The following is a 25,423-nucleotide window of genomic DNA, read 5'->3' on the forward strand; positions in this document are numbered from 1 at the left end:
ACACAATTAATACACAACTGATTTTTATGTTCCCCGTTCCCCGTTCCCCGTTCCCCGTTCCCCGTTCAATTTATTGTAATTTCAAAAATCTATCCAAAGCTGCTACCATACTTGGTGGCCAGCGACGGATATTCGTTACCCAATTCATATCCTTATAACGGGTATCTAGTCCATAAGCAGCTACCCAATTACTTTCTGCCTCTCCTTTATTTCCCCTCACCCAATAAGCGGCTGTTAAAGCGGCACGCATATCAGCAAATCGAGGATATTTACGGACTATATTCCGCATCTCGCGGATAGCTTTATCTGATTGATTAGTTTCATATAAAGCTAGGGCATAATTAGCTCTAGCAAAGGCAAAATTGGGGGTAATTTCTGTGGCTTTTTGGAAATCTAAAATCGCTTCTTGCCATTTCCCTAAACCTGTTTTAGCATTACCACGATTATTATAGGCCATGGCATCTTGGGGATCTAATTCTAATACACGATTATAATCAGCGATCGCTTCATCCCATCTTCCCAAACCTTCTAATGCTGTTCCCCGATTCAAATAAGGGTCTGTCACATTGGGAGCAAGTTTTATAGCTTGGTTATAGTCTGTCAATGCGGATTGTAACTTATTTTGACTGACACGAGAATTACCGCGATTACTCCATGCGCCCGCATTGGTAGGAAATTTTTCAATAATTTCTGTCCAATAAGCCTCCGCTGTCACAAAATCGCCTTGATTCGTAGCTGCAAAAGCCTTAGTCGCTAATTCATCCCCTACTTGCAACTCCTCGGCGGTAATGGGTTGAGATTCTGCCATAACTGGTGTATTCCAGCCAAAAACCAGCAACAGACTCAGGAAAATACTAATTAGTTTAATCATCTAACTCTGACGTGATAGGCAACAAAATTAATCATATAGCAACAGCTAACAAAGAAGATTCCCAAATTTCTTCATTCATTGGTCAATTAGTCAAAGATTGAGTTAAAATAGGAGGTCGCAAACTAAGTAAGTAAAACCCGGATATTCCCCGGAGGTGTAATTGACCAAGTTCATTTTAAAAATTCTCTGGTTAGACGAAAACGTCGCCCTAGCAGTTGATCAAGTTGTTGGTAAAGGATCTAGCCCCTTAACCAAATACTTTTTTTGGCCCAGAAATGATGCCTGGGAAGAGCTAAAAAAAGAGTTAGAATCCAAACACTGGATTACAGATGTTGATCGGGTGGAGTTACTCAACAAAGCCACAGAAGTGATTAACTACTGGCAAGAAGAAGGCAGAAAACGCCCAATGGCAGAAGCACAGTTGAAATTTCCAGAGGTTGCCTTCACAGGTAGCGCCTGATGATTTTAAGTTGGTAATTGGTAGTTGGTAATTGGTGATTGGTAATGGGTAATTAAGTAAAATTATCACCTATCACCAGTCCCCTTTGCCACAATTTGATTGTCTTGTCCTTACTACCACTGGCAATCAATTTTGCATCATGACTCATAGCAACGCTAGATACTGAGTCTGTATGACCTACAAGACTAGCAATTTCTTTTTTTGTGCTGATTTGCCAAATTTTTACCGTTTTATCCCAACTGCCACTAATCAGCGTTTCTCCGTCAGCACTAAAAGCTACAGCCACCACTGACCAAGAATGACCTGAAAGTGTGCTAATTAATTCACCAGTGCCAACATCCCATAATTTAATTGTATTATCACCGCTACCCGTTGCCAAAATTTGACCATTGGGACTAAAAGCAACTGTTAAAACTGCCCAAGTATGACCGGAAAGAGTTGTTAATAAGTTAAATTTTCCGTCTTCTAATTGCCAGATGCGAACTGTGCGATCATAACTAGCACTTGCTAAAAGTCGTCCTTGGGGACTAAAAGCTACAGCATTTATTTGTAATTTATGCCCAGTTAAAGTATTCAGTCCTAAACCTGTATTCACATCCCAAATTTTAATAGTTTTATCCCAACTTCCACTAGCTAAAATTTGCCCTTGGGGATGAAATGCTAGAGATTTAACAGCGTGTGAATGTCCAGTCAGAAGATGAATTTTTGCTAATGTCTTCACATCCCACAAATTCATAGTTTGATCATCACTAGCTGTGGCTAAAATTGTATCATTGTGATTAAAAATAACTGATGTTATAGCTTGAGTATGTCCGAAAAAATTTGCTATTAATTGCCGATTGTTTAAATCCCATAATTTAATACTTTTATTATCTTCTCCACTGGCTAATATTTTACCATCATGACTTAATGCCACAGTATTAATAGAACTATTGATTTGATTTTCAAGAGGATAGGAAAGTTGCCATAAAGGATGATTAATTGGGGATAATAAAGGCAAACAATGATCTTTAATTCCCAAAGTATAAATAAGTTGATCTGCTGATTGCCAGCGTTCTTGTAAATTATATTTTATAAGTTTATCAAGGGTTTGTCCTAGATGTTCGCTAATTTGATTGGTGAGATAATCTCGCCATATCCAGCTATTATTAGTAATATCAAATAATTCAAAAGGTGGTATTTGAGTTAGTAGATAAATACAAGTTATACCTAAACTATAAAGATCACTGACAAAAACAGCTTTACCTTGTATTTGTTCTGGCGAAATATATTCTGGACTACCAACTAAATCATCTTTAGATTCATTGATATTGACAAATTTCATTGCAGCAAAATCAACTAAAACTAGATTATCTAATAAATTTTGACTTTGATTTACAGTCCGCAAAATAATATTTTTTGGTTGAATATTCTGGTGAATAATTTGATGATCATGAATAAACTTGAGAACTGGTAATAAACTTTTTAAAACTTGCCAAATCTGAGTTTCATTAAAAACACCTTGCTTTGCTAATAAACTAGCTAAATTATCACCTTCAATAAATTCTTGAATTAAATAGTAATATTCATTTTCTTTAAAATGTGTGATTAGGGAAGGAATTTGCGGATGTTTACCTAATTCCGTTAATTTCTCTACCTGATATTGAAAATTTTCCAGTGTTTGATATTGAGATGAAAATTGGTGAATAACACAAGGAATTGGCGGAAATTGACTTTCATCTACAGCAAGAAATGTTTGACAAAATCCCCTTTTACTAATCTGCTTGATTAAATGATAATCTTCTTTAATTAACACAATTTATTTTCTAGATTCCTTTTTCTGTTTCTGGATGATAAAAATAGTTCCCATTGTAATAAGTAGGTGAACGGAAAAAAACCGTAGACGCGAAGCGGCTTCTCGAAGAGTAATATGTAACGAAAAGTAAAATCTCCCAAACCCTCTTGCCTCTTGCCTCTTGCCTTGCCATAGCGACGATTTTCAATGCTAACCTACTTACTCGTTAGGTTAAGGAAATGTAGGTTGGGTTGAGTGATAGCAAAACCCAACATTATCAAGAGTTTTGTTGGGTTTCCTTCTGCCAGCCCAACCTACGACATAACTATTTTTAACCTTAACCTAATCAAAACCATATTTTGATTTTTAAGCTATAATAGACATCTTTAAGCTATAATAGACATTGGGTTTACCACTTCTATGCCTAAAAAAATCAATTTTCAGTCCCGCAAATTTCCTAAAGCTGTAACTTTTTCTTTGTATCTCTTCGGTGTTATGGCTGTTCTGATAGTGTCTTTTCCTTGGCTTTATGAAATCAAAACAAAAGCCGGAATTAATATCTCAAAAAAGTACAATACTGGATCTTTTTTAGAAAAACATACTCATGGACTCTTTAAATGTCAGTGGCTGTATCCGTACCATTGTAAACCTCCCCAAGATTAAACCGTAAGATCATGGTGGGGATTGCCCACCATATAAATTTAAGCCAATTTATCTAAATAAGGACTGACATCAACCGCTAATTTTTGTCCTAATTTTAGCAATTGACGACATTGAATAGTTTCGGCTTCATTATCAATACTGGTAATTCGTGGCAATATTTGACTGTGTAAACAACTCCAGTAAAGTTCTTGAGAATGGTTTAAATTAATGCCAAGATGTAATTTATGACCAACATCAATCAATCGTTCTAAACGTTGGATATCTGTATCTATTTTGCTATTGGCATCATACAATAATTGCCACAATAACCGGACTATCAATTGTTCTAGAATTTGATTACCATCGGGGATATTTAATTGACAACGGAGATGTTTGGCTTCAGTAGCGATCGCTTCTAATTCTACAATCAGATTCCAGCTTAATTGTAGTTCGCTAATATCTTGTTCTAGGGATTTTAAAGCTGTTAAACAACGATAACCCAAAGCAATCTCCGCTGCTACCTGTAATTCTCGTGGTACTTCCAATTCATCCCGATGAAAGGCCATAATTACACCGTAATTATCCCTATAGGCTTGAGTATATAACTGGTCTAATCGTGCCAGTGTTTCCTGACTCAACAACCGCATAATGCGGTGACGTTCTTCCGCAAATAAAGTTTGCAAACTAAAGGCTTCATCACCAAATAGTTGAGTCATCACCAAAATAACATGAGCGATACTAGCCTGTTGCAAGGCTGCAAACAGCTTTTCTCTGATTTGACTATAGTTACGTCGTCCTTCAAACTTTTGAATACAGCAATGAAAATCCCAACCACCCAAATGCAAAACCGCAAATACTAAATTTTCATTTTCCCAAGTAATATTTGACACTAGCTGCAAATGCCCGACTGCCATAGTTAGTGGACCCAGGCTCTGCTTATGATAATCTAGCTCATGGGCATCATAGCAGTAAACACGCTGATGATAATTATGGGGGTGTTTATCTGTCTCTTGTCCAGGGGCAGTATTTTGGTGATGATTAAATAGGGAAGTAATGGCGTAATGGGCAGCAACTTGTTTAAAGCCAATTTGGGCAGTTAGCACCAACCGACGATATATCTCAGCCCCATTTTTAAACTCTTCCACATTGCTAGGGGCTAAACCTAGACGTTTAAGAAACTCCTTTTCTAATTGGATACCTGCCACATCTCCGGCTAATTCTAAAGCACGGGAGGCATAACGCAAAATTTGTGTTCCCTCTGGACGGGAAATTTCCTCAAAAAACCAGCCGCAACTGGTAAACATCAGTAAAGAGTGACGCTGCATTTCCAACAAGCGTAAAGCTTCTACCTGTTCAACCGCTTGGAGTTTGCGAGTTTGATGGCGGGATAGAAACCGGTTAATATTAGCGGGAGTGCGATCGCCCATGACATGAACATATTCGTCCCGCGCTTGCCAAGGATCACGAAATAATGCACTGCCATATTCTTCATAAACATCAATTAACTGATCCCGCAGCCAATTTAAAGCATTTCTTAACGGCCGTCGCCATTTTTGATGCCACACGCCCCCTTCACCACCACAACCACAATCATCTTGCCATCTATCCACACCATGGGCGCAACTCCAAGCCGTCACAGACTTGATTTTTACTTCCCAAGAGGGAGGATTTAAACTCAAATAATGGGCAAAATTGGTGACAGTCCAACCATGACGGGGAAACTCACCAATAAAAGCATAGGCTAAAGTCTTTTCTGTGCCTTTTTTGTGATGTCCAAAGGTTTCCCCATCTGTAGCTACAGAAATTAATTGGGACTGACGATGATCCCCGCGAATAGCTGCCCCAATGCGTCCCGCAAAATGATGGGAATTGTAGACAACATCACTAAAACCCATATCCCGCGAAATCGGACCATCATAGAAAAAGATATCAATATAGGCAGTTGATTTGTTTGCAGATTCATCGCTATCTAAATAACAGCGGTAAGGACGAGTAGGATCAATCTGATTACCACCCACCTCATGCCATTGACTATCAGAATCATCATCTGTGGGGAAAGGACGACAACGCTGGGCTTGAGAAGGGGCTAAAATAATAAACTTAATCCCTTCTGCTACCAATGCTTCTAAGGTGGCATAATCTACGGCTGTTTCTGCCAACCACATTCCTTCAGGATCACGGCCAAAGCGAGAATGGAAATCTTCCTTACCCCAGCGAATTTGTGTATGTTTATCCCGTTCATTGGCTAGGGGAAGGATAATGTGATTATAGACTTGAGCGATCGCATTCCCATGACCATTGAGGCGATCACAGCTTTTAGCATCAGCCTCCAAAATCCGCTGATAAACGGACCCATCGTAGCGTTCTAACCACGACATCAGCGTTGGCCCAATGTTAAAGCTCATGTATTCATAATTATTCACAATCTTCACAATTTCGCCTCGGTCATTTAAGACTCTAGCAAAGGCATTAGGACGATAGCACTCCCAATGAATGCGCTCATTCCAGTCATGAAAAGGACTAGCACTGGGTTGACGTTCAATCGCATCAAGATAAGGATTTTCTCTAGGAGGTTGATAAAAATGACCATGAACCGTGACATAAACACCCTGAGCAGTTTTCAGGGGATCATGTTCAGGACTGGATTTAGGCTCTTGATCTAATGGTAATATTGAGCCAGAACTACTGGGTTTTTCCGCTGCCAAAGTCATATATTTTTATCCAAATAAATGTGTAATTTTGCAGAATATTCTTACTATATCTACCTTTCTACAATTGTTTTCTCATAAAATCAGTTATAAATAACACCTGTGAAACAAAACTAAATTTTAATAGAAGTCAGGAAAAAAAGGGGAATAATATCGAACCCCAATTACCAATTACCAATCACCATCCTTGACAGATATGATAGGTGTTCAAATGCACATAATGTTTTAGTCCCTGTGCAGATATCCCCTCAACTAAAGGTAAAAATGTCAATCAAGAACATTATTTTCAGCGTGCTGCTGTTGTTTATACCCATATCTCTAACAGCCCACTTTTTAGAATGGGGAGACTTGATAGTTTTCATCACCGCTGCATTAGCTATACTCCCCCTAGCAGCTTGGATGGGTACAGCTACGGAAGAAATAGCTGTAGTTGTTGGACCAGGAATAGGTGGATTTTTAAACGCGACTTTTGGCAATGCCACAGAATTGATTATTGCCTTAGTTGCCCTGAATGCGGGCTTAATTGATGTCGTCAAAGCTAGTATAACTGGATCAATTATCAGTAATTTACTCTTAGTCATGGGTTTATCCATGTTATTAGGCGGAATTCGTTACAAAGAACAAACATTTGAATCAGTCATAGCTCGTGTAAATGCTTCTTCTATGAATTTGGCGGTAATTGCCATTTTGTTACCAACAGCAATGAACTATACCTCCATAGGGATTAGTGAAAAAACCGTACAGAATCTTTCCCTAGCTGTAGCTGTCGTCTTAATTCTAGTTTACGGCTTAACACTGCTATTTTCCATGAAAACTCATGCTTATTTGTATGATGTTGGTGTGGCAGATATCGAAGAGGAAGCAGAAGCAGTTGTCCATAAAAAACCAAATGTTTGGTTATGGAGTGGTGTCCTTTTAGTTTGCACCCTGTTAGTTGCCTTTGAGTCAGAACTACTAGTTGGTTCATTGGAAGTCGCTACATCTCAACTAGGTTTAAGCGCCCTATTTACCGGGGTAATTTTAGTTCCTATTATCGGTAATGCTGCTGAACACGCTACCGCAGTTACCGTAGCCATGAAGAACAAAATGGATTTGGCTATGTCTGTCGCTGTGGGTTCAAGTATGCAAATTGCCCTATTTGTGGCCCCGGTTTTAGTAATTGCCGGTTGGGCAACTGGGCAACCCATGGATTTAGATTTTAACCCCTTTGAATTAGTCGCTGTTGCTGTATCAGTTTTAATTGCTAATAGCATTAGTTCTGATGGTAAATCTAATTGGTTAGAAGGGACATTACTCCTAGCTGCTTATACTGTCTTGGGTTTTGCCTTCTACTTCCATCCAGTTGCCAACAGTATCGGTTAAAATATCTTACCTGATCAAAAGTCTAAAATTCCCGATCTCATAAATTGGGAATTTTTCTCTTCTACCAAGTCCTAAATATTTTTTCAAAAATAACTCCCTTAAGATAGATGAATAAAATCAATAATTCTTATAGTGTCAAATCAGATCATTCTTTTGATATCGAGCTATGGATCCCACATTCCGCACCCCCCAGTGTCACAATCGGTAATTTCGGATTTTTGAATACCTTTAATGATAATTTTGATACAGAATCGTCGAAATCTTGGGTGGCTATCGCCAATCTCAAATCCCCAAATGACCATTTTTCCTTGTGTGACAGTTTAGGGTGCGGAAGGTGGGATAGATTTATGATATATCAATTTCCCTAAATATTTTTTACTATTTGATCATAGTAATTACATATATAGGACTAATATTTGATTTTTCAAAAAACTCAGTGCCAGTTTATATCCGTTCTTCTCTGCTTTTGCCATTTCCCATTTTATAAATAAATACAATTATAAAAGACAATGAATGAAATCGGACTGCTGATGATGGGTGTATTTAATCAGAAATCACTAACTATACCCCATTTTCCATTAAACCAAACCTTGTTTTACCTAGAAAATGGTGTACAGCTAACAAATCATCAATCAAATAAGTTAGTTTCTTCTGCTCAAATTACACCACCAGAATTTATCCACATAAATGAAACTTCCCCAACTAATCTCTCAATTCTCTCATTCCGACGACACCAAATATTTAACCAAATCACACAAAAACAGACATCCAGCAGTTCTTTTGAATTAGCTGATGCTGGGAATATCCCTATGACCAATAAAAAAGATGTTCAATTATCAACAGGATATCACACAACCCAGAATAAACCTATGCCCGTAATTGGTTTTGGTAATTCAGGCATATCTGTGAAAGTTTTACAAAAATTGTTAATGTCTAATGGTTATGGACTACCTATTGATGGAGTTTTTGGACCAGTTACCGAAACTGCTGTTAAAGCCTTTCAAAATCGTCGAAGTCTATCAACAGATGGTGTGGTTGGTCAAAAAACTTGGTGGGAACTAACAATTTAATTGGTCATTTGTCATTTGTCATTTGTCATTTGTCATTTGTCATTTGTCGTTTGTCGTTTGTCATTTGTCATTTGTCATTTGTCATATAAATCATCTAAATCAAAAGAATCATAGTTAAAGATGATTTCTATCAGTCAAAATTTCATACCCACTATCTGTCACTAATACAGTATGCTCAAATTGAGCAGATAAAGCATTATCAACTGTTACCGCAGTCCATCTATCAGCTAAAATTCTGGTATTTTTAGAACCAGCATTTAAAATTGGTTCAATTGCTAAAGTCATTCCTGAACGCAATTTCACATTCGGTATTTCACGAGTTCGATAGTTAAAAACCGCTGGTTCTTCGTGTAAATTTCTACCTACACCATGACCAGTAAATTGTTCCACTACTGTAAACCCATTGGCTTTGACATGATCTTCAATTGCACCTGCAATCTCTGTCAAATGGACACCAGCTTTTACCTGTTCAATCCCTTTATATAAAGATTCTTCCGCTATTTTAATCAGTCTTGCGGCTTCAGTTGTTACATTACCCACAGCGATAGTAATGCAGGAATCACCATGAAAACCTTGATAAAAAGCACCTGTATCAACTTTTAATACATCTCCTGAGCGGATTACCTTTTTAGAGTTAGGAATTCCATGTACAACTTCATGATTAATACTAGAGCAAATCGAGGCGGGGAAGCCATGATACCCTTTAAAGCTAGGAGTGGCATCCATTTCGCGGATACGTTTTTCGGCATAAGCATCTAAATCAGCCGTTGTCATTCCTGGTTGCACTAACTCAGAAATTTCTTTAAGAACAGTTGCCACAATCTTCGCTGATTGCCGCATAATTTCGATTTCACGGGTTGATTTAATTTCAATCCCTCGGCGTTGTTGTTTTTCGGGTTTTGGCTGGGCTGGTTGCGAAAGCAGGTTGGTGAAAATATTCATCATGAAGTTTAGGAATTAGGGGTGCTTTTACCGGTTAGCTGTGAAGTTGTTGAGATTTATTGGCAAAAAATATCTATATTTACGTTAACTTATTTTTGCATCTTTAGAAAAACACAGATAAGTGTACAAAATTAATTACCAACTAATTTTTATGTTCCCTGTTCCGGTGTTCCCTCTCTCAACGAGTGAATTTAATTTTGTCTGACTACTTATAATCTACTGATCTCCTATCATCCTTAAATACCCTGGTTCGTTCGCGTCAACATTGGGGAGCGATGGAAGGTTTATGTATCTCTGACGGAGGCGTTGGACATGGTGTGGCGTATCGCTTTGGGAGCATAATGTATCAGCCATAACCCAACATTTATAAGCATTTGTTAAGTTGCGTTGTCTATTAACCGAACAGTGTTGTATTATCTTCCTTGTGTAAAGTGCATCATTGCTTGGACTTTAAATAATGAACAGGAAGTTATATATACAAGCGACTCCAGAACAAGAACTCTTATTCTGCTTTTCCGAGATGGAAATTTTATCTCCAAATAATTGTGGGGATTTTTGGCAGTTATGGCTATCATATCAAGATGATTTTTACAATCTTTGCCGAAAGTGGATGGGAGGTAATTGTCATGATGCCGAAGATGCACTAAATCAGGCAATGCTCAAAGCCTGGAATGAATGGAAAAAATCTGCAAATAAAATCACATATACTAAAGCGTGGTTAACTCGCATTATTCATAATTTGTGCATGGATGTGCATCGAAAACGTAAACGAGAAGCCACAGGAATTGAAAACATTGACGATATTAAATTTGCAGAACATCAAGAATTTGCTGCTAGTGTAGAAATTCCTGAATCCAATATTTTGACTTTGGAAATGGGAGCATATCTTCACCACAAAATTCAATCCTTACCTGACAGACTGCGCCATCCTTTTATTTTACACTGCTGCCAAGACAAATCCTATCAAGATGTCGCCAAGCAACTCACCATCTCTGAAGAGAACGTTCGCAAACGTATTCTAAAGGCGCGAAAGATTCTGCAAAAACAGTTAAAAAAGTATCTGGCAGGGGAAGATAACACTTGTATTTATTTCCTCTCACCAGCCTTAAAAAAGGATATTTCCATGGGAGAAAAGTTGCAATCTGATGAAACACTTCGACAAGCTCAGTGCGGTGCAGTGATTTGTGATTGGGAATCATCAATACCAACAAACAGCAAGCAGGAAGAAATTAACTATAAAGTCACCTTAATATGTCTGGAAACATTGCCACCTCATTGGTACAGTTCACCCAATTCTCTGGGTTGGAACTGAATGCTCACTTGGTTGTAGAGGAAAAGTCAGCTAGACAAAAACAGAAACTAATAACCCTAAGTCAGTATGTTCAGAAATATCCCCAAGGTAAGAATTCGTTGAAATCCTTGTGTCATCAAAAGATGAATACCTTGGAAACATTGAAATATCCATCTTAATGTAGGAGATTCTGTGGGTCTATTCAGTTGATTTTTAACTGTGGCTTTTTGTGCCTTCAATGACATTCTTAATTATCTTTGTCCTAAATTATAAACTAAAAGGCATAATGCCATTAACATCATCATTGTCTCTACTCTTTCAGGATTTTTCACAAACAGACTATCCGCGAAAAATAACGGGTCTTTGATAAATCTAAATCCTCTTTCTGTAGATTGTTGTTCTTTATATATTTTGAGGATTTCTTCTGACTCTAACTTAATCGTATCCAAAATATTGGTGGCTAAAATAAATCTGCCACAAGAGTTTTGCTGTTGTCTAATTAACTCCTGATTTTCTCTTAATTTACATTTCACTCTATAAACTGTTGTTTTCCCTTGATTGGTTTGAGTAATTTCCCAGTCTGATATTTGATGATATTTTAATTTGGCTGTTATTTCTTCTATTTTTAATTCTGTCAAAGATTTATCTGGAAATTCTTCCTGTTCTAATTTCGCTACTTGTTTGTTAACTTTCAAAAACTCTTCTTGGATTTTTTTGTCTAGTTTATTTAAGTCTGCTTTTTTCCTCTCTGCACTTTCTACTAATAACCATCTTTGCTCTATTCCTCCATAAGATACTTTCTCTTCGAGATATACCCCTGTGTGATATTAATCGGATTTTCTTTGTTTATTCCTAATTCTTTCTCTGGATTATTGAGGCAATTATCATATTTTCCATGTAAATGTAATGAGCTTGAGTCTAAATGGGAATATTTTGTGTCTATTCCATATTTCTTTACTACTTCTAAGGCAATGATTAAGAATAATTTAGTTAAGCCATATTTGTAAAGTTTATCCATGACTCTACCTATTTTATCGTCATTTAAATCTTCCGCTTTTATCCCTCCTCCTATTAAATGTTCTACGGCTTTGTCTTGAAAGAATTCTGGAAATAAATATAGTGGTCTTGATACAAAACCTAGTCCATTGAGAATAATTGCTTTGACTACTTCTCAATAATTTTGTCTTCAGCTGCAAAGAAATTTACCGTCGGAGAAATACGTTTTCCAATCATACTCCAAGCCAACAGGTCCTGGTGGCACATGTTGGACAAAGGCCGATATGTCTTCCCTTTCAGTCCCTTCTCCGGTTCCTGGAAATAACCGTTACCTTGCTACTATCTATAGCAAATATGGGACTACCTTGGCTCAAATGACTTTTGACGGACGGGGTTTGACATTCCAAGGAGAGGGAAATTCTGCTAAACCCCCATTTGGAGTTTGCCCATAATTGAAGATTGGAATTTGACAGTGCGAGCCACTTGATATTCGAGGGTGCGCTACATTATTAGTAAATTTGGTGGGTTACGATGTCGTTAACCCACCTCTTCTTCAGGAGCGGAATAATGAAAGTCCCACAGATTTTGCAGAAACTAGTTGGTCTCCTTGCTGTAGTGGCTCTTGTCTTTGGACTTGGGGCCTCGCCTGCCTCAGCAGCTCACCTTTTTAAGGCACGGTCTTGGCTCAAATGACTTTGGACGGATTGAATTTAGGATTTGAAGGTGAAGGTAATCATCATCTCAAACAACGCCCTAATGGCTGTCTGTCGCCAACCAGACCTACGTTTTAGTCTGATCGCCTTTTGTTTTATTTATTACAGAATAGTGATAACCTTTGACAATTTCATAAAATTGTTTAGCTCTTTGGGCCACTTCTTCTAGAGTCCAAAAAATAGCTTGCATAATAATTACACCTGCTTTGTGCTGTTTAATTATTTTAAGTGTGATCGCTTGATCTTGTAGGGTGCGTTAATGAAATGTAACGCACCACTCCTATGATTAAATTCTTTCATCAAATCCATTTTACCAAAGAGCGATCGCTTTTCTTTTTGTGGGACAGGCGATCGCCCTACTTATTCCGCGAACGCTATCCAATCTTGTGGGATGGGCATCTTGCCCGTCCTTGTATTGTATTATCAGCAGGCAAGATGCCTACACCACAAGAAATTTTAGGATATTTTTTTTATTGGAAGTCTCCTATTATTAAAAATAACTTCATAAAAACCCCTACCCACAGAATCAAATGATTAAGCCGTGTTGAGTATAATAGTCCAAGTTTTAACCGTTTAGAGTATATTTTATTAACATTGGGATATTATGGTTTGGGGGAGTATTCCGAGGTAAGCGATCGCTTATGATTATCACCTAATCACAATTTCTCCTTTCATTCCTGCTTCTGCGTGTCCAGCTATAGTACATCCTAAAGCATATTTACCTGGTTTCATGGAGACAAATACCCATTCTGCTTCTGCACCAGGTTTAAGTTCTAATTCGTGAATATTCCCTTTAATTTCTACATTGCCGGCTTCGACTTTTTGAGTCCAAATTGCATCAGCAAAGTCTTTAGCGGTAAAATAATGTTTTTGTGAGCTAGGATTATTTAACTTGAGATTGTAGCGTTTACCAGAGGTAAATTCTAAATGATTTGGCTCAAATTTTAATTCATTAGCAACATTACCCAAGCTAACTGTAATCTCTATTGGTGGTTGTTTGAGGAGATTACTAGATAGATTCTCTGCTGTTGCTGGAGACGTACCCATTATTACTAGACTCATTAGCAGAGAGAATAAACAAATCAAAAAGTTACTCATGACTGAATAGATATTTGCAAATCACACCTGTTCCCATTATCCATGAATAGGATTCATTTAATCTTTTTATGTGCCAGAATTGGTGGACCTGCTGTGACAACCACAATTTTATCAGGATGAAGTAATTCACGGGCAGCTTGATTGACTTGATTGAGGCTAACTTGTTCTATTTTGCTGATAAATGAGCGCAATTCTATCTGATTCAAGCCGTAAACTTCATTCATCACCATTCTCTGGCTTAACTGTTCGGGATTGGCCAAAGAAATATTATAATTGCTGATTAAATTGCGTTTAGCTGTTTCTACTTCCTGTGCTGTCACACCTTGTTGATGAACTTGTTTCAGGAGGTTGCGGGTACTGGAAATTGCTTTGCGTGCGTCTTCTGGACTGGTTTGCATTTCAATGAGAAATGTACCAACATTCTTACCTGTGATGAAATTGCTATAAATTCCGTAGGTTAGGCCTTGGCGATCGCGCACTTCTGCCCCTAGTCTACTCGATAATGTATCACCGCCGAGAATTTGATTCAAGATCATCGCCGCATAAAATCGTTTATCTTGACGATTAATTCCCGTATAACCCATGTAAGTAATCGCTTGGGGTTTACCAGGAACAACAGGATTAACATTAATTACATTTTTTGGCATCCCCACATTGGGATATTTTACCGTTGGTGGTTTGCCGTTTACTTGCCAATTTCCTAATTTTGCTTGAATGAGCGATCGCACTTTGGTAACATCAAAATCACCGACGATTGCTAAAACTGTGGTATCAGGACGATAATGTTGGGCTTTAAAAGCCATTACATCTTGACGTTGAATTTGTTCAATACTTTCCGCAGTCGGGAAGGTATGTAATGGGTGTTTTTTCGGATAAATAGACTGCACAAAGATACGATTTGCAACCTTATCAGGATCATCTAAATCTGAATCTAGGGAAGTTAAAGCTTGTTGACGTGAAAGTGCAAACTCTTTTTCTGGGAATGTACTATCTCTAATTACATCCGTCAATGTCCCCAGCAAAACTGGTAAATCCACCGCTAAACTACTACCTTTAATCCGTACACCTTCACGAGAAGCTTCAAAGTCCAAATTTGCGCCTTTTGCATCTAATCCTTGGGCAATAGTTCGCATATCTTTGGTTTTCGTGCCATTCATCAGATTTGCTGCCACTAAAGACGCTAATCCTCCTTGATTATCTGCCTCAAATTCTGTTCCCGCTTTGATATATCCGCTCAAAGTCACTGTTGGTGTAGTTTTGTCTGGTAACAGTAACACGCGTAACCCATTAGCAAGCTGTAACTGTTGGGGGATTTGTCTTTGTTGGGTTTTGGGTAATATATCTAGAGGTGGTAAATACTTCTTGACTTCCGCTGGAACTACAGCCACATCAACAGCAAAATTATCTCCTGTTTGCGTCGAGTAAGATGAACTTTGGTTAGTTTCTGCTTGCTGAGTAGGTTCAAAAAATCCGACTTTTCGGGCTGCTGGTTGTAGATATTTATTGATGACATTCATCACATCAGCAACTTGGACTTTCCGAATATTTACTAAGTGCTTTTCTGTATATTGATAATTATCCGTCGTGATTTGATCATTACCCAATTGCATGGCTTGATTGGTAATATCACGGTTATTTAAAATAACTGAAGCTGTTAATTGAGTTTTTGCTCTTTCTATCTGTTCTTCTGTCACAGCGACTTTGGCAAGTTTTCCTAACGCCTTTATTACCGCTGCATCAATTTTATTTAAGTCCTGATTTCCTGAACCTGTCACTAATATTTCATACCAACCACCCCCACGTAAACTAGCAACATTTCCCGAAACATTATTAGCTAAACCCGATTCTACTAATTCCTGATACAAGTAAGCATTTTTGCCCGCAGTCAAGATATAATCCATAACTTCCAAAGCGGGAATATCTGGTTGATTGATTTGGGGAAGTGGGTAAATTAGTTGGAGTAATGGATTTCCCCCCGGTTCTTGTAATTTAATTGCAGGTGTAGGAGTAGCGGCAGGTAATGGAGTTATGAGATGATGGGGTGAATATTGGCGTTTGGGGATTTTTCCAAACACAGTTTGCACAGTTTTCAAAGTTGGTGCGGTGTCAAAATCTCCCGCAATTACCAAAACAGCATTGTCAGGACTATAGAATTTTTGATAATATTCTCGCACTTGCTCAACTGTGAATTTCTCCACATCAGCCTTAGTTCCCCCAATAGGTAATCTATAGGGATGATCTGGAAAAACAGACACCATCACAGCGCGATTTAAACGATATTCGGGGCTATTTTCATAACCTTGTAATTCAGAAATAACTACTCGCTTCTCACTAGCTAACTGTTGAGGATCAATCAGCGAGTTTTTCATTCTATCTGCTTCTAGCGTCAACAGAGCCGTGAGTTTATCCCGTTCCGCAGTATTGTAATATGCGGTTTGGTCATAACTGGTAAAAGCATTAGAATCACTGCCCAAAGCACTAAATAACCGCCCAAATTGGATAGGACGATTGCTAGTACCTTTAAACATGATATGTTCTAATTGATGGGCAATACCATTTACCCCAGATGCTTCCTGACCTGATCCAAATTTGTACCATAATTGCACTGTCACCACAGGAGCATTATGAACCTCCTTAGTGATCACAGTTAAACCATTATCAAGGACTGTTTTATGAACATTTGCTGTAATAGCGAGATTTGGTGTTTCTTTAGCGACTAATGTTTTCTGAGATTTTTCTGGGTTGGAGTTGTGGGAAGAGGTGGAAAAATCCGCCCTTTCTCCGCTCAAAGCAGCATCTTGATTTAACACAAAAACGGCTATGATCCAGATACTCAAGATGACTAAAGAAAAGCGATGTCGTTGGGCGATAGAGAAAAAAGACATATCTTTGGCGAATAGATATATGTAATTTAAGTTACATATATTGAGTGACTAAAAAATTGGGCAAATGTTTCTGTACCTCATGGAAACTAGAAATGTACCTGAAAAGGAAAAATATTGTATCACCCCAAGGGCATAAATACTAATTTACAGCCTATTTATGCAAAAACCGTAAAAATTCTAGAGGTAATCCGTCAAAATCAGCGATAAATGCGACTTCTAAGATGTTATCGCCAATTTGCTGCTGTGTAGGTTCTAAAAGAATTTTCAGAGGTGGTAAATTTTCTATTGTCGCTAACCGTGTTTTTAAACTTTCCAACCAAGTTGGTAAATCTGGTGTGATCTGAGTCACATCAAAAGCAAGATGATAATAGCCGACATAATGTTCATCATTAAAAGCATCTGGGGCTGGTTTGGGTTGAGGAATTTGGATGAGTTCAATTCTCCCGCCCAAACCTTCCATCCAGCAAGCTAGAGTATAACCGGTGGTGAAGCGATCGCCCACCGTAAACCCTAGCTGCTCATAAAAAGCGATCGCTAGATGGATATTTGCCGTTCTAATGGAAGCATGGTGCATAATTTTGTCAGTTGTCAGTTGTCAGTTGTCGGTTGCTAGTTCTTTATTACCACAAACCACAAACCACTGTACGGGCGAAGCATTTGGAGAACTATTTTTGGCAATGACCGATAATTTATCTTCCAAATGCTTCGCCCCTACTGACAACTGTACGGGCGAAGCATTTGGAGAACTATTTTTGGCAATGACCGATAATTTATCTTCCAAATGCTTCGCCCCTACTGACCACAAACCACTGTACGGGCGAAGCATTTGGAGAACTATTTTTGGCAATGACCGATAATTTATCTTCCAAATGCTTCGCCCCTACTGACCACAAACCACTGTACGGGCGAAGCATTTGGAGAACTATTTTTGGTAATGACCGATAATTTATCTTCCAAATGCTTCGCCCCTACTGACCACTGACCACTGACCACTGACTATTACTCAAACAACCGGAAATATGGGTAACGCACCGGTACACCAGGTTCTTTATCCAAATCAAAGTTAATCACTTCCCAGCAAGGTTCTGTGGCTGAATCAGGGCTAAACTCTACAGGTAAACCATATAACCGCGCCCCCGTAGCAACTTCCCCTTGTCCAGAACGCCAAGGTGTACTCCGTTCCAAATAGCCACTCATTAACTCCTGATAACGGTTAGCGACAATTATCCTCGTAGCCCGATAACCTTGAGTATAAAGCTTGTCTAAAGCTTCGTGAATTTCAAACCGAATCCCATCAGGATGAGTATGTTGACGATACCATTCACCATCCCATCTGCGCCAATGACGACCAGACTGTAAATGGACTAACTCCCCAGTTTTGGGTTCAGCTTCAAATGCGCCATGACGGGGACACAGATAAGTATCCGTCAATGTTAAAGCCGAAATAGTTTGGCGACAGTGAGGACACTGTATTTCCGGGCCAAATATCGGGTACTGAAAGCCTGGATTTATCATGAAGTGCGTATAAACATAGTATTGTTTTTTTGCCAGCACCAGTAGGTTTAAGATTACACTCCTGCTCCACTACTTTAGATAACTTGCTCACTGCTACATAAAAATGAAGATAGTGCCTGAGAACAAGTTTCACAACCGTCTGACGATAGAAGTCTAACGCTGTGATATTCTGGTTTGGCAACCAGCCCTAAAGGTTGGAGTTTCTCCAGTGTTCCTGGGTACCATATCCATATTCTATCGTGTCTATCTCTTGTGACTGGAAATCTGCTGAATTTTCTCAAGCTGCTTTTGTGGCAGCCAACGCTGTAATCATTGGTTCTGTAAGCATAGCAGCCAGAGCCAGCGTTTGGTATGGATCTGTGGTTAGAGGTGATGTAGAAAGAATTGAAATTGGCGAATGTACAAATATCCAAGACGGCGCAATTCTCCATGGTGATCCAGGCGTACCCACAATCTTAGAAGATCATGTCACTGTCGGCCATCGCGCTGTGGTACATTCTGCTCACATTGAAAGTGGTAGTTTAATTGGTATTGGTGCTATTATCCTAAATGGTGTAAGGGTCGGTACAGGCAGTATTATCGGCGCAGGTGCAGTAGTCACTAAAAATGTCCCTCCCGGTTCTCTTGTCATGGGTGTTCCCGGTAAAGTAGTCCGTCAACTCTCAGACACAGAAATCACCGAACTCATAGAACACGCTGAAAAATACTATCAATTAGCCCTGCTTCATGCTGCTAATGGGTGATTGGTCATTGGTGATTGGAATAAACTTCTTACCTGCTCCCTGTAACCTGTAACCTGTCACCTTTTCCCTGACTTTTAATCAAACTTTACATATAAGCTTGAAAAAATTCCCCACTTCAGATCACAATAAAAGTTGAGAACTGTTGATAAAACTTAAGATTTTTTAATTTACAGAGGACTTCTAGATATGGACATTGATAATCGTGTATTAATTGTTTTAGCACCAATAGCGATCGCTGCTGGTTGGGCTGTTTTCAATATCGGTGCTGCTGCTCTTAGACAAGTCCAAAACTTTTTGAGCAGAGAAGCATAATTTTAGGTAATGGGTAATAGGTGATTGGTAATGGGTAATAGAGAACAGGGAAGTTATTTATCCAAATTACCAATCACTAATCACCATGAACGTAGATTCTTTACTCCGACCTTTTCAGCATTTTGGTGTGAATTTGGGATTGTCTCGAATTGTCGATTTATTGGCAAAGTTGGGAAATCCCCACCACCAAGTACCAATTATTCATGTCGCTGGGACTAACGGAAAAGGTTCTGTTTGTGCTTACCTGTCTGCGGTACTTACTGAGGCTGGTTATAAAACCGGACGCTACACCTCTCCCCATTTGGTTGATTGGACAGAAAGAATCTGTGTTAATGAACAACCAATTGATGATAATAAACTGTGTGAATTAATACTGCAAGTTCAAGCAGCTATTAACCCAGAGGAAGAATCACCTACCCAATTTGAAGTAATTACCGCTGCGGCTTGGTTATATTTTGCCCAGAAACAAGTTGATATTGCCATCATTGAAGTAGGATTAGGAGGGCGTTTAGATGCCACCAATGTCTGTGATAATCCTTTGATAACAGTTATTACTTCTATTAGTCGAGAACATTGGCAACAACTTGGACCCACTTTAGCCCATATTGCCAAAGAAAAAGCGGGAATTATCAAACCAGGATGTCCTGTGGTTATGGGTTCATTGCCAGCCGATGCCGAGAAAGTCGTGCAATCGCGTATTCTAGAATTACAATGCCCAATTTTTACCCCGCAACCATCTCGACAAATTAATCAAAATTGGGCAGAATATCAAAAAATAGAAAGTTCTGAATTTATAAAATATCCATTACCATTACAGGGACAAATTCAATTACATAATTCAGCTTTAGCATTAGCAGCTTTGGAAATCCTGCAAAAACAAAATTGGCAAATTTCTGAACAAGCTATTATTCAAGGAATGGCTAAAACCAAGTGGCCAGGGAGAATGCAATGGATAACTTGGAAAAGTCATAAACTCCTCATTGACGGCGCACACAACCCAGCTTCAGCCACAGTTTTGCGTGATTATGTAGATAGCCTCAACACCAAAAATATAACTTGGGTAATGGGAATGTTAACCACTAAAGATCATGGTGAGATTTTTCATGAACTTCTTAAACCAGGAGATAAATTATATTTAGTTCCCGTACCAGATAGTAATTCAGCAGATTTAGCAGAATTAGCTAAGTTAGCAACATCAATTTGTCCAAATTTAAATTTTTGTCACACCTATTCAGATGTGTTGTCAGCCTTAGATGCTGCTTTTATTGCTACAGATAATCAAGTTGTATTATGTGGTTCTTTGTATTTAATTGGTTATTTTTTGGCAAATGGAATTTAAAAAAAGAAAGTAAGCGATTTTTTTGTCAGAATCAGGATATCCAGGATTTGAGGATGTACAGGATTGTAATTTATGAATTTTTTGATTGATATTTTCTATCATTAAAAAATCCCTATTTCCAATAGTCTCATCAACAATAACATCCTGTAAATCCTTTAATCCTGGTTATCCTGATTCTGACAATTACCAATTACCGATTATCCCACTGCTGGGCAGCATCTTCCACAGCTTTATCTACAGTTTTTTGTCCTAACATTGCCGCTTGTAAATTTTCGTAAATTGATTTTTGCAAAACTTTAAAATCTTTGAGTTTGGGGGTTAATACCTCAGCCTGTTTTAATTGTGTCGCACTAATTACCCGCCCCTTTTCCGCTGTCGTAGCATTAGCGGGAACTTCCTTAAAGTAAGTATCCGACAAAGCCTTAATTGTCGAAGGTAGGACGTTACCAGCTTTAGCAAAGGCTAATTGGTTTTCGTCATTCGTAACAAATAAAGCAAATTTAACAGCCTCATCAGGATATTTACTATCACGAGGAATTACGATATTCATGACAGCAACATTTTTCTTACCTGTATCACCCGTAATTTGTGGCGCAATTGCCGAAGCTTGGGCAACCTTGGGGGCATTATTAGCAATGGTTTTCAGAAACTCAGGCCCAGAAGCTAAAAAAGCCGTTTCTCCAGATTGGTATAAATCTATGGCATGACGATGCCCTTGGGTTAAAGATTCTTTTGGTAACAAACCTTTTTTATACAAATCTACCCAATATTGAAAAGCAGCTTTTCCTTTATCCGTATTAAAACCAGCTTTACCTTCAGCATTAACTAGGGTGACACCCATTTGTACCAAAGATTCCAACACCTCACCAGAGTCTTGGGGAACAAAGGTAGCGAAGAAAGCATACTTACCAGTTTTATTTTTAATTTGTTGCGCTGCTTGCCCTAATTCTGCGTAAGTGGCAGGAGGTTTCGTAATACCCGCTTGTTTTAGTAAATCGGTATTATAAATAGTTAGTCGCGTGGTGAGATACCAAGGAATGCCAAAACTCTTACCATTGAGGCTACTTGCTTGCCAAATATTTGGTAAATAGGTGGAACGGACTTGACTGGGAATTTTGGCATCCAAATCTAACCAAGCATTTTTACCCGCAAGTTGGGAAGCAAAGTCGGGATTAAGGTTAACAACATCTGGTGGGGTTTTTGCGGAGACTGCTGTTAAAATCTTATTCTCCATTGCCGACCAAGGCACATCTACCCATTTAACTTTTATACTTGGGTTTTGTGATTCAAAAGTCGTAATTAGACTTTGAAAGTAGTTGGTAAATTGCGGTTGGAGTTGCATTGTCCAAAACTCAATCGTGACAACTCCAGTTTTAGCAGGTTTGGGATTATTGCCAACATTACCTATGCCGCAGCTAACCAGCCAACTAGTAAATAAGCCCAGTAATGCCCAACAAACCAGTTGTTTAAATTTTTGCAATCGAATCATCGTAGTAGGTGATAGTATTTTTAGAATTAATCTGGGTAAGAAAAAGGATAGTGAATTGTGGAGACTATAGGATATATCAATTTTGGTAATAGGTAATAGGTAATAGTTAAAAATTCTTGCCTGACAACTGACAACTGTACGGCCGAAGCATTTGGAGAACTATTTTTGGCAATGACCGATAATTTATCTTCCAAATGCTTCGCCACTACCGACAACTGTACGGACGAAGCATTTGGAGAACTATTTTTGGCAATGACCGATAATTTATCTTCCAAATGCTTCGCCCCTACGGACAACGGACAACTGTACGGGCGAAGCATTTGGAGAACTATTTTTGGTAATGACCGATAATTTATCTTCCAAATGCTTCGCCCCTACTAACAACGGACAACTGTACGGGCGAAGCATTTGGAGAACTATTTTTGGTAATGACCGATAATTTATCTTCCAAATGCTTCGCCCCTACTAACAACTAACCTTAATATTTTTCTTTGTAATCTAGCGGGTAAAACTATGGTTAAAGCCTTCACTAGTTTCTTTGGTAAATCCAGTAAAGGTATTGGTATTGAACTAGCGCCGGAACGGGTAAACGTAGTCCAACTACATAAACACCGCCAAAACTTAAAAATCGAATCTTTGACAACAGTACCAGTACCAGAAGGTATATTTATTGATGGTCAAATTGCTGATTCTGTGGGAATGTCCGAAATTATTCAGCAAGCGATCGCTGAAAGCAAAACTAAAGCTACCCGTGTTATTACTTGTATCCCAGGACGAGAATCCATTATCCGGTTGATTCCTGTCCCATCTGAATTAGATGACAAGGAGTTGCGGGACATAATACTCAACCATGAAGCATCTTTATATTTACCCTATCCCAGAGAAGAAGCTGATGTTGATTATCAAAAACTTGGGGACTTTATAGACGAAGACGGCATTGAGAAAGTGCAGGTTTTGTTAGTTGCGACTCGTAAAGATGTCACGCAAACCTATTTAAATACCTTTGAACAGGCAGGATTAACAGTTGATATCTTAGAAATTAACAGCTTTGCCCTGATTCGCACTATTCGTGATCAATTGCGGCTATTTGGACCAGAAGAAGCAGCGGTATTAGTTGATATTGAGTTTGATAGTACAGAAATAGCCATTATTATCAATGGTATCCCACAATTTTCTCGAACAGTACCGATTGGCACTTATCAACTCCAAACTGCATTGTCAAGGGCTATGAACTTACCAGCATCACGGGATATGGATATGTTGGAGAGTATGACTATTCCCACAACTTCACCAGATTCAGCCCATAGTGGAGTGACAGGTAGTAATCCGGGGATGGCTTCTATGTTGAGAGTTCTCGGAGAATTAGCTGATGAATTGCGTCGTTCCATTGATTTTTACCTCAATCAAAGTGAAAATCTGGAAGTCGTGCAGATTCTTTTAGCCGGTCCTGGGGGAGGATTACCACAAATTGATGAGTTTTTCACTCAAAGATTGAGTTTACCAACTACCCAAATAGATCCAATTACTTCTTTGTCTTTGGAGGTAGATGCTGAAAAATATCCTTTAATTAAACGTCCTGGGTTGGGTATTGTCCTGGGTTTAGGAATGCGAGGGTTGTAACAAAATGTATAGTCTAGATATTAACTTCCTTAAAGATCGGCCAGAATATCAAAGTAAAAGTGCAACGAAGGTTCAAAGACCATCTATTCAACTAGGGAATTTAATCCCAGTTTACATAGGAGTAGGAGTAGGTTTAGTATTGCCCGGTTTAGTGTTTATTGGTTTGTCAATCCTGGAAGGGAAAACTACTGAAGTAACCGGGGAAGTGGCAAAACTAGAGGAGGAAGGTAAGAGTTTAGATGGCACAATAGCCAATCTTAATAAAATTAAGGCGGAAACAGTCGGCATTAATAGCCAAACCAAAGCTTTAGTAACGGTGTTTGATCAAATACGTCCCTGGTCAGCAATGTTACAGGATTTGCGCGATCGCATTCCTAGTAAAGTGCAAATCGAAACTATTAAGCAAATTGCCGCTCCTCTTCCTAGTAAAGAAGTTGTAGCTGCCACCCCCAGTAAAACCAATACTAATACCAATACCGCTGGATTCTTAGAAATTTCTGGTTTTGCTATTTCCTATGCCTTAGTCAACGATTTTGCCTTAAGTTTAGGACAATCTAAATTTTTAAATCCAGAAGAAACCAAAATTATCACAGCAGAATTAGTAGATGCACCACCCGTTACAGGTTTTCTTCCCCCAAAAGGTGGTAAATCTAATGAAAAAATTAAACCTATTCAAGTAGTTAAATACACCATTAAAACAGGTTTAAGTAATGTGCCAGCATCTGATTTAATTCAAGAGTTAGAGAAAAAAGGCACAGTCGGACTAGTAGATAGACTTCGTAATATCAAAAAAGTAGGAGTCATTGCCCAATGACATTTAGTGATGATTTAAATTTTGCCAATCAAGATACAGATACTCAAGATTCTGGTCCTGTTGTTTTTGGTGTCACCTTAACACCAACTATTATTGGTGGTGTAGTCGCAGTTTTAGGTTTATTAGGTGCAGGTTATATGCTATTTAACATGGCAATGCCCGCTTGGGATAACTATCAAGAACTACAAACTAAACGTGAGCAACTACAAACAGAAGTTAATCAAAAGAAAATCCAAGCCCAACAAATCGGTAAAATAGAAGCAGATTTGGCTGAAGCGAAACAACAACAACAACAAGTTTTAGCTTTATTTGCAGATGAAAAAAGTTTAGATACCCTATTACTAGATACCAGTCGCTTAATAGATTCTAGCAATGGAAAAGCCTTTGGTAATGCCATTAGAGCCAAGATGAAAAGATTTGTTCCAGCTTCGGAAAAACCTGTTGTGGTAGATGATGGCAGTTTTGGGGTAGAAGTTAACAACAAACTTAAACGCAGTATTGTCAATGTAGAAATTGAGGGGAATTTTGAACAAACCCGATTAATTATGCGAAACATTGAACGATTACAACCTTTATTGTTAGTTAAAAACTATGACTCCAAATTGTCTCCACCAGAGATGTCAGACGATAAAGATAACCCTGTGCAAATTGGTATCGGTAAACTGACAACAACTTTTGCATTAGAGGCTTTAATGCCACTAACTTCTGAAGAAGCGGCAGATTTAGCCGCTAAAACAGCAGCAGCTAAAGCACCGGAAAAATAATCAAATTTGAGGCAA

27 protein-coding genes and 1 pseudogene are annotated in these 25,423 nt (G+C 38.5%); 12 read left to right on the forward strand and 16 right to left on the reverse strand.

Annotated features, from left to right (window positions below; translation table 11 throughout):
- Positions 1-70 precede the first annotated feature (70 nt).
- Positions 71-871: a tetratricopeptide repeat protein gene (locus tag HGD76_RS10720; RefSeq protein ID WP_168695769.1), complete on the reverse strand. Its 801-nt coding sequence runs from the start codon at positions 869-871 to the stop codon at positions 71-73.
- Between the two features lie 160 nt (positions 872-1,031).
- Here HGD76_RS10720 and HGD76_RS10725 point away from each other — a divergent pair, with 160 nt between their 5' ends.
- Entirely contained in the window at positions 1,032-1,331 is a 300-nt protein-coding gene (locus HGD76_RS10725; protein ID WP_015079494.1) for a 30S ribosomal protein PSRP-3, read from the forward strand.
- A gap of 52 nt (positions 1,332-1,383) precedes the next feature.
- On the opposite strand, the gene HGD76_RS10730 is transcribed toward HGD76_RS10725, so the two are convergent.
- A complete protein-coding gene (locus HGD76_RS10730; protein ID WP_168695770.1) occupies positions 1,384-3,126 on the reverse strand; it encodes a WD40 repeat domain-containing serine/threonine-protein kinase in 1,743 nt (580 codons plus the stop codon).
- A gap of 680 nt (positions 3,127-3,806) precedes the next feature.
- The gene (locus HGD76_RS10735) at positions 3,807-6,458 is read right to left on the reverse strand and encodes a DUF3536 domain-containing protein (RefSeq protein ID WP_168695771.1); all 2,652 of its coding nucleotides are present in this window, start codon (positions 6,456-6,458) and stop codon (positions 3,807-3,809) included.
- A 261-nt stretch (positions 6,459-6,719) separates the two neighbouring features.
- Between HGD76_RS10735 and cax the strand changes: the two genes are divergently transcribed.
- Positions 6,720-7,817: a calcium/proton exchanger gene (cax, locus tag HGD76_RS10740; RefSeq protein WP_168695772.1), complete on the forward strand. Its 1,098-nt coding sequence runs from the start codon at positions 6,720-6,722 to the stop codon at positions 7,815-7,817.
- Positions 7,818-8,326: 509 nt separating this feature from the next.
- Positions 8,327-8,887, forward strand: a complete 561-nt coding sequence (locus HGD76_RS10745) for a peptidoglycan-binding domain-containing protein (RefSeq protein ID WP_233467172.1) — start codon at positions 8,327-8,329, stop codon at positions 8,885-8,887.
- Between the two features lie 114 nt (positions 8,888-9,001).
- Here HGD76_RS10745 and map read toward each other — a convergent pair whose 3' ends face one another.
- Positions 9,002-9,829, reverse strand: coding sequence for a type I methionyl aminopeptidase (gene map / locus HGD76_RS10750; RefSeq protein WP_168697424.1), 828 nt, complete (start codon positions 9,827-9,829; stop codon positions 9,002-9,004).
- Positions 9,830-10,286: 457 nt separating this feature from the next.
- On the opposite strand from map, the gene HGD76_RS10755 reads away from it, so the two are divergent.
- Positions 10,287-11,141, forward strand: a complete 855-nt coding sequence (locus HGD76_RS10755; protein ID WP_168695773.1) for an RNA polymerase sigma factor — start codon at positions 10,287-10,289, stop codon at positions 11,139-11,141.
- Between the two features lie 83 nt (positions 11,142-11,224).
- Here HGD76_RS10755 and HGD76_RS26380 read toward each other — a convergent pair.
- A pseudogene (locus HGD76_RS26380) lies at positions 11,225-12,288 on the reverse strand (IS1634 family transposase); the annotation flags it as partial.
- Between the two features lie 112 nt (positions 12,289-12,400).
- On the opposite strand from HGD76_RS26380, the gene HGD76_RS10765 reads away from it, so the two are divergent.
- On the forward strand, positions 12,401-12,568 hold the full coding sequence (locus HGD76_RS10765) for a hypothetical protein (protein WP_168695774.1): 168 nt from the start codon (positions 12,401-12,403) through the stop codon (positions 12,566-12,568).
- A 328-nt stretch (positions 12,569-12,896) separates the two neighbouring features.
- On the opposite strand, the gene HGD76_RS25845 is transcribed toward HGD76_RS10765, so the two are convergent.
- Positions 12,897-13,019, reverse strand: coding sequence for a hypothetical protein (locus HGD76_RS25845; RefSeq protein WP_267904355.1), 123 nt, complete (start codon positions 13,017-13,019; stop codon positions 12,897-12,899).
- Positions 13,020-13,111: 92 nt separating this feature from the next.
- Between HGD76_RS25845 and HGD76_RS10770 the strand changes: the two genes are divergently transcribed.
- Positions 13,112-13,363: a hypothetical protein gene (locus HGD76_RS10770; RefSeq protein WP_168695775.1), complete on the forward strand. Its 252-nt coding sequence runs from the start codon at positions 13,112-13,114 to the stop codon at positions 13,361-13,363.
- Positions 13,364-13,477: 114 nt separating this feature from the next.
- On the opposite strand, the gene HGD76_RS10775 is transcribed toward HGD76_RS10770, so the two are convergent.
- The 7 genes from HGD76_RS10775 to HGD76_RS10800 form a co-directional block, all read right to left on the reverse strand.
- Positions 13,478-13,891: a cupredoxin domain-containing protein gene (locus HGD76_RS10775; RefSeq protein ID WP_407644803.1), complete on the reverse strand. Its 414-nt coding sequence runs from the start codon at positions 13,889-13,891 to the stop codon at positions 13,478-13,480.
- Between the two features lie 89 nt (positions 13,892-13,980).
- Positions 13,981-16,812 (reverse strand): M16 family metallopeptidase, encoded by a 2,832-nt coding sequence (locus tag HGD76_RS10780; protein WP_168695777.1) that lies wholly within the window; start codon positions 16,810-16,812, stop codon positions 13,981-13,983.
- Between the two features lie 151 nt (positions 16,813-16,963).
- A complete protein-coding gene (locus HGD76_RS10785; RefSeq protein ID WP_168695778.1) occupies positions 16,964-17,386 on the reverse strand; it encodes a VOC family protein in 423 nt (140 codons plus the stop codon).
- Positions 17,387-17,407: 21 nt separating this feature from the next.
- Entirely contained in the window at positions 17,408-17,638 is a 231-nt protein-coding gene (locus HGD76_RS10790; RefSeq protein ID WP_168695779.1) for a hypothetical protein, read from the reverse strand.
- Positions 17,583-17,726: a hypothetical protein gene (locus HGD76_RS10795; protein ID WP_233467173.1), complete on the reverse strand. Its 144-nt coding sequence runs from the start codon at positions 17,724-17,726 to the stop codon at positions 17,583-17,585. Before HGD76_RS10795 ends, HGD76_RS10790 begins: the two co-directional genes overlap by 56 nt.
- Positions 17,671-17,805 carry a hypothetical protein gene (locus HGD76_RS25850; RefSeq protein WP_267904356.1) on the reverse strand — a complete coding sequence of 45 codons (135 nt, stop codon included), beginning with the start codon at positions 17,803-17,805 and terminating at the stop codon, positions 17,671-17,673. The genes HGD76_RS10795 and HGD76_RS25850 overlap by 56 nt, the downstream gene beginning before the upstream one ends.
- Positions 17,806-17,811: 6 nt before the next feature.
- Positions 17,812-18,327, reverse strand: coding sequence for a TIGR02652 family protein (locus tag HGD76_RS10800; RefSeq protein ID WP_168507414.1), 516 nt, complete (start codon positions 18,325-18,327; stop codon positions 17,812-17,814).
- Positions 18,328-18,566: 239 nt separating this feature from the next.
- Between HGD76_RS10800 and HGD76_RS10805 the strand changes: the two genes are divergently transcribed.
- From HGD76_RS10805 to HGD76_RS10815, 3 genes are all read left to right on the forward strand, one after another.
- Positions 18,567-19,070, forward strand: a complete 504-nt coding sequence (locus HGD76_RS10805; RefSeq protein WP_041457827.1) for a gamma carbonic anhydrase family protein — start codon at positions 18,567-18,569, stop codon at positions 19,068-19,070.
- 186 nt (positions 19,071-19,256) lie between these two features.
- Positions 19,257-19,382 (forward strand): photosystem II protein Y, encoded by a 126-nt coding sequence (locus HGD76_RS10810; RefSeq protein ID WP_148761662.1) that lies wholly within the window; start codon positions 19,257-19,259, stop codon positions 19,380-19,382.
- Positions 19,383-19,467: 85 nt separating this feature from the next.
- Positions 19,468-20,721, forward strand: coding sequence for a bifunctional folylpolyglutamate synthase/dihydrofolate synthase (locus HGD76_RS10815; RefSeq protein ID WP_168695780.1), 1,254 nt, complete (start codon positions 19,468-19,470; stop codon positions 20,719-20,721).
- A 190-nt stretch (positions 20,722-20,911) separates the two neighbouring features.
- On the opposite strand, the gene HGD76_RS10820 is transcribed toward HGD76_RS10815, so the two are convergent.
- Genes HGD76_RS10820 through HGD76_RS25340 form a run of 3 tightly spaced genes read right to left on the reverse strand, consistent with a single transcriptional unit; the run spans position 20,912 to position 22,618 of the window.
- The gene (locus tag HGD76_RS10820; RefSeq protein ID WP_168695781.1) at positions 20,912-22,210 is read right to left on the reverse strand and encodes an ABC transporter substrate-binding protein; all 1,299 of its coding nucleotides are present in this window, start codon (positions 22,208-22,210) and stop codon (positions 20,912-20,914) included.
- 26 nt (positions 22,211-22,236) lie between these two features.
- The gene (locus HGD76_RS25335) at positions 22,237-22,530 is read right to left on the reverse strand and encodes a hypothetical protein (RefSeq protein WP_233467176.1); all 294 of its coding nucleotides are present in this window, start codon (positions 22,528-22,530) and stop codon (positions 22,237-22,239) included.
- A complete protein-coding gene (locus HGD76_RS25340; protein ID WP_233467177.1) occupies positions 22,475-22,618 on the reverse strand; it encodes a hypothetical protein in 144 nt (47 codons plus the stop codon). Before HGD76_RS25340 ends, HGD76_RS25335 begins: the two co-directional genes overlap by 56 nt.
- Positions 22,619-22,723: 105 nt before the next feature.
- On the opposite strand from HGD76_RS25340, the gene pilM reads away from it, so the two are divergent.
- From pilM to HGD76_RS10840, 3 genes are read left to right on the forward strand one after another with little or no spacing between them, the layout of a single operon-like run.
- On the forward strand, positions 22,724-23,830 hold the full coding sequence (pilM, locus tag HGD76_RS10830) for a type IV pilus assembly protein PilM (protein WP_148761666.1): 1,107 nt from the start codon (positions 22,724-22,726) through the stop codon (positions 23,828-23,830).
- Between the two features lie 4 nt (positions 23,831-23,834).
- The gene (locus HGD76_RS10835; RefSeq protein WP_168695782.1) at positions 23,835-24,644 is read left to right on the forward strand and encodes a PilN domain-containing protein; all 810 of its coding nucleotides are present in this window, start codon (positions 23,835-23,837) and stop codon (positions 24,642-24,644) included.
- The gene (locus HGD76_RS10840) at positions 24,641-25,408 is read left to right on the forward strand and encodes a pilus assembly protein PilO (RefSeq protein ID WP_168695783.1); all 768 of its coding nucleotides are present in this window, start codon (positions 24,641-24,643) and stop codon (positions 25,406-25,408) included. Before HGD76_RS10835 ends, HGD76_RS10840 begins: the two co-directional genes overlap by 4 nt.
- The last annotated feature ends 15 nt before the right edge of the window (positions 25,409-25,423 follow it).

It is taken from the genome of Dolichospermum flos-aquae CCAP 1403/13F (assembly GCF_012516395.1).
Lineage (GTDB): Bacteria > Cyanobacteriota > Cyanobacteriia > Cyanobacteriales > Nostocaceae > Dolichospermum > Dolichospermum lemmermannii.

Bases quoted from the DNA above. Each gene is read 5' to 3' on its own strand.
- HGD76_RS10720 (WP_168695769.1), bottom strand. From the start codon at position 871: ATGATTAAACTAATTAGTATTTTCCTGAGTCTGTTGCTGGTTTTTGGC.
- HGD76_RS10735 (WP_168695771.1), bottom strand. From the start codon at position 6,458: ATGACTTTGGCAGCGGAAAAACCCAGTAGTTCTGGCTCAATATTACCA.
- cax (WP_168695772.1), top strand. From the start codon at position 6,720: ATGTCAATCAAGAACATTATTTTCAGCGTGCTGCTGTTGTTTATACCC.
- HGD76_RS10745 (WP_233467172.1), top strand. From the start codon at position 8,327: ATGAATGAAATCGGACTGCTGATGATGGGTGTATTTAATCAGAAATCA.
- map (WP_168697424.1), bottom strand. From the start codon at position 9,829: ATGAATATTTTCACCAACCTGCTTTCGCAACCAGCCCAGCCAAAACCC.
- HGD76_RS10755 (WP_168695773.1), top strand. From the start codon at position 10,287: ATGAACAGGAAGTTATATATACAAGCGACTCCAGAACAAGAACTCTTA.
- HGD76_RS10765 (WP_168695774.1), top strand. From the start codon at position 12,401: ATGTCTTCCCTTTCAGTCCCTTCTCCGGTTCCTGGAAATAACCGTTAC.
- HGD76_RS25845 (WP_267904355.1), bottom strand. From the start codon at position 13,019: ATGCAAGCTATTTTTTGGACTCTAGAAGAAGTGGCCCAAAGAGCTAAA.
- HGD76_RS10770 (WP_168695775.1), top strand. From the start codon at position 13,112: ATGATTAAATTCTTTCATCAAATCCATTTTACCAAAGAGCGATCGCTT.
- HGD76_RS10775 (WP_407644803.1), bottom strand. From the start codon at position 13,891: ATGAGTCTAGTAATAATGGGTACGTCTCCAGCAACAGCAGAGAATCTA.
- HGD76_RS10780 (WP_168695777.1), bottom strand. From the start codon at position 16,812: ATGTCTTTTTTCTCTATCGCCCAACGACATCGCTTTTCTTTAGTCATC.
- HGD76_RS10785 (WP_168695778.1), bottom strand. From the start codon at position 17,386: ATGCACCATGCTTCCATTAGAACGGCAAATATCCATCTAGCGATCGCT.
- HGD76_RS10790 (WP_168695779.1), bottom strand. From the start codon at position 17,638: ATGCTTCGCCCGTACAGTGGTTTGTGGTCAGTAGGGGCGAAGCATTTG.
- HGD76_RS10795 (WP_233467173.1), bottom strand. From the start codon at position 17,726: ATGCTTCGCCCGTACAGTGGTTTGTGGTCAGTAGGGGCGAAGCATTTG.
- HGD76_RS10800 (WP_168507414.1), bottom strand. From the start codon at position 18,327: ATGATAAATCCAGGCTTTCAGTACCCGATATTTGGCCCGGAAATACAG.
- HGD76_RS10810 (WP_148761662.1), top strand. From the start codon at position 19,257: ATGGACATTGATAATCGTGTATTAATTGTTTTAGCACCAATAGCGATC.
- HGD76_RS10815 (WP_168695780.1), top strand. From the start codon at position 19,468: ATGAACGTAGATTCTTTACTCCGACCTTTTCAGCATTTTGGTGTGAAT.
- HGD76_RS10820 (WP_168695781.1), bottom strand. From the start codon at position 22,210: ATGATTCGATTGCAAAAATTTAAACAACTGGTTTGTTGGGCATTACTG.
- HGD76_RS25335 (WP_233467176.1), bottom strand. From the start codon at position 22,530: ATGCTTCGCCCGTACAGTTGTCCGTTGTCCGTAGGGGCGAAGCATTTG.
- HGD76_RS25340 (WP_233467177.1), bottom strand. From the start codon at position 22,618: ATGCTTCGCCCGTACAGTTGTCCGTTGTTAGTAGGGGCGAAGCATTTG.
- pilM (WP_148761666.1), top strand. From the start codon at position 22,724: ATGGTTAAAGCCTTCACTAGTTTCTTTGGTAAATCCAGTAAAGGTATT.
- HGD76_RS10835 (WP_168695782.1), top strand. From the start codon at position 23,835: ATGTATAGTCTAGATATTAACTTCCTTAAAGATCGGCCAGAATATCAA.
- HGD76_RS10840 (WP_168695783.1), top strand. From the start codon at position 24,641: ATGACATTTAGTGATGATTTAAATTTTGCCAATCAAGATACAGATACT.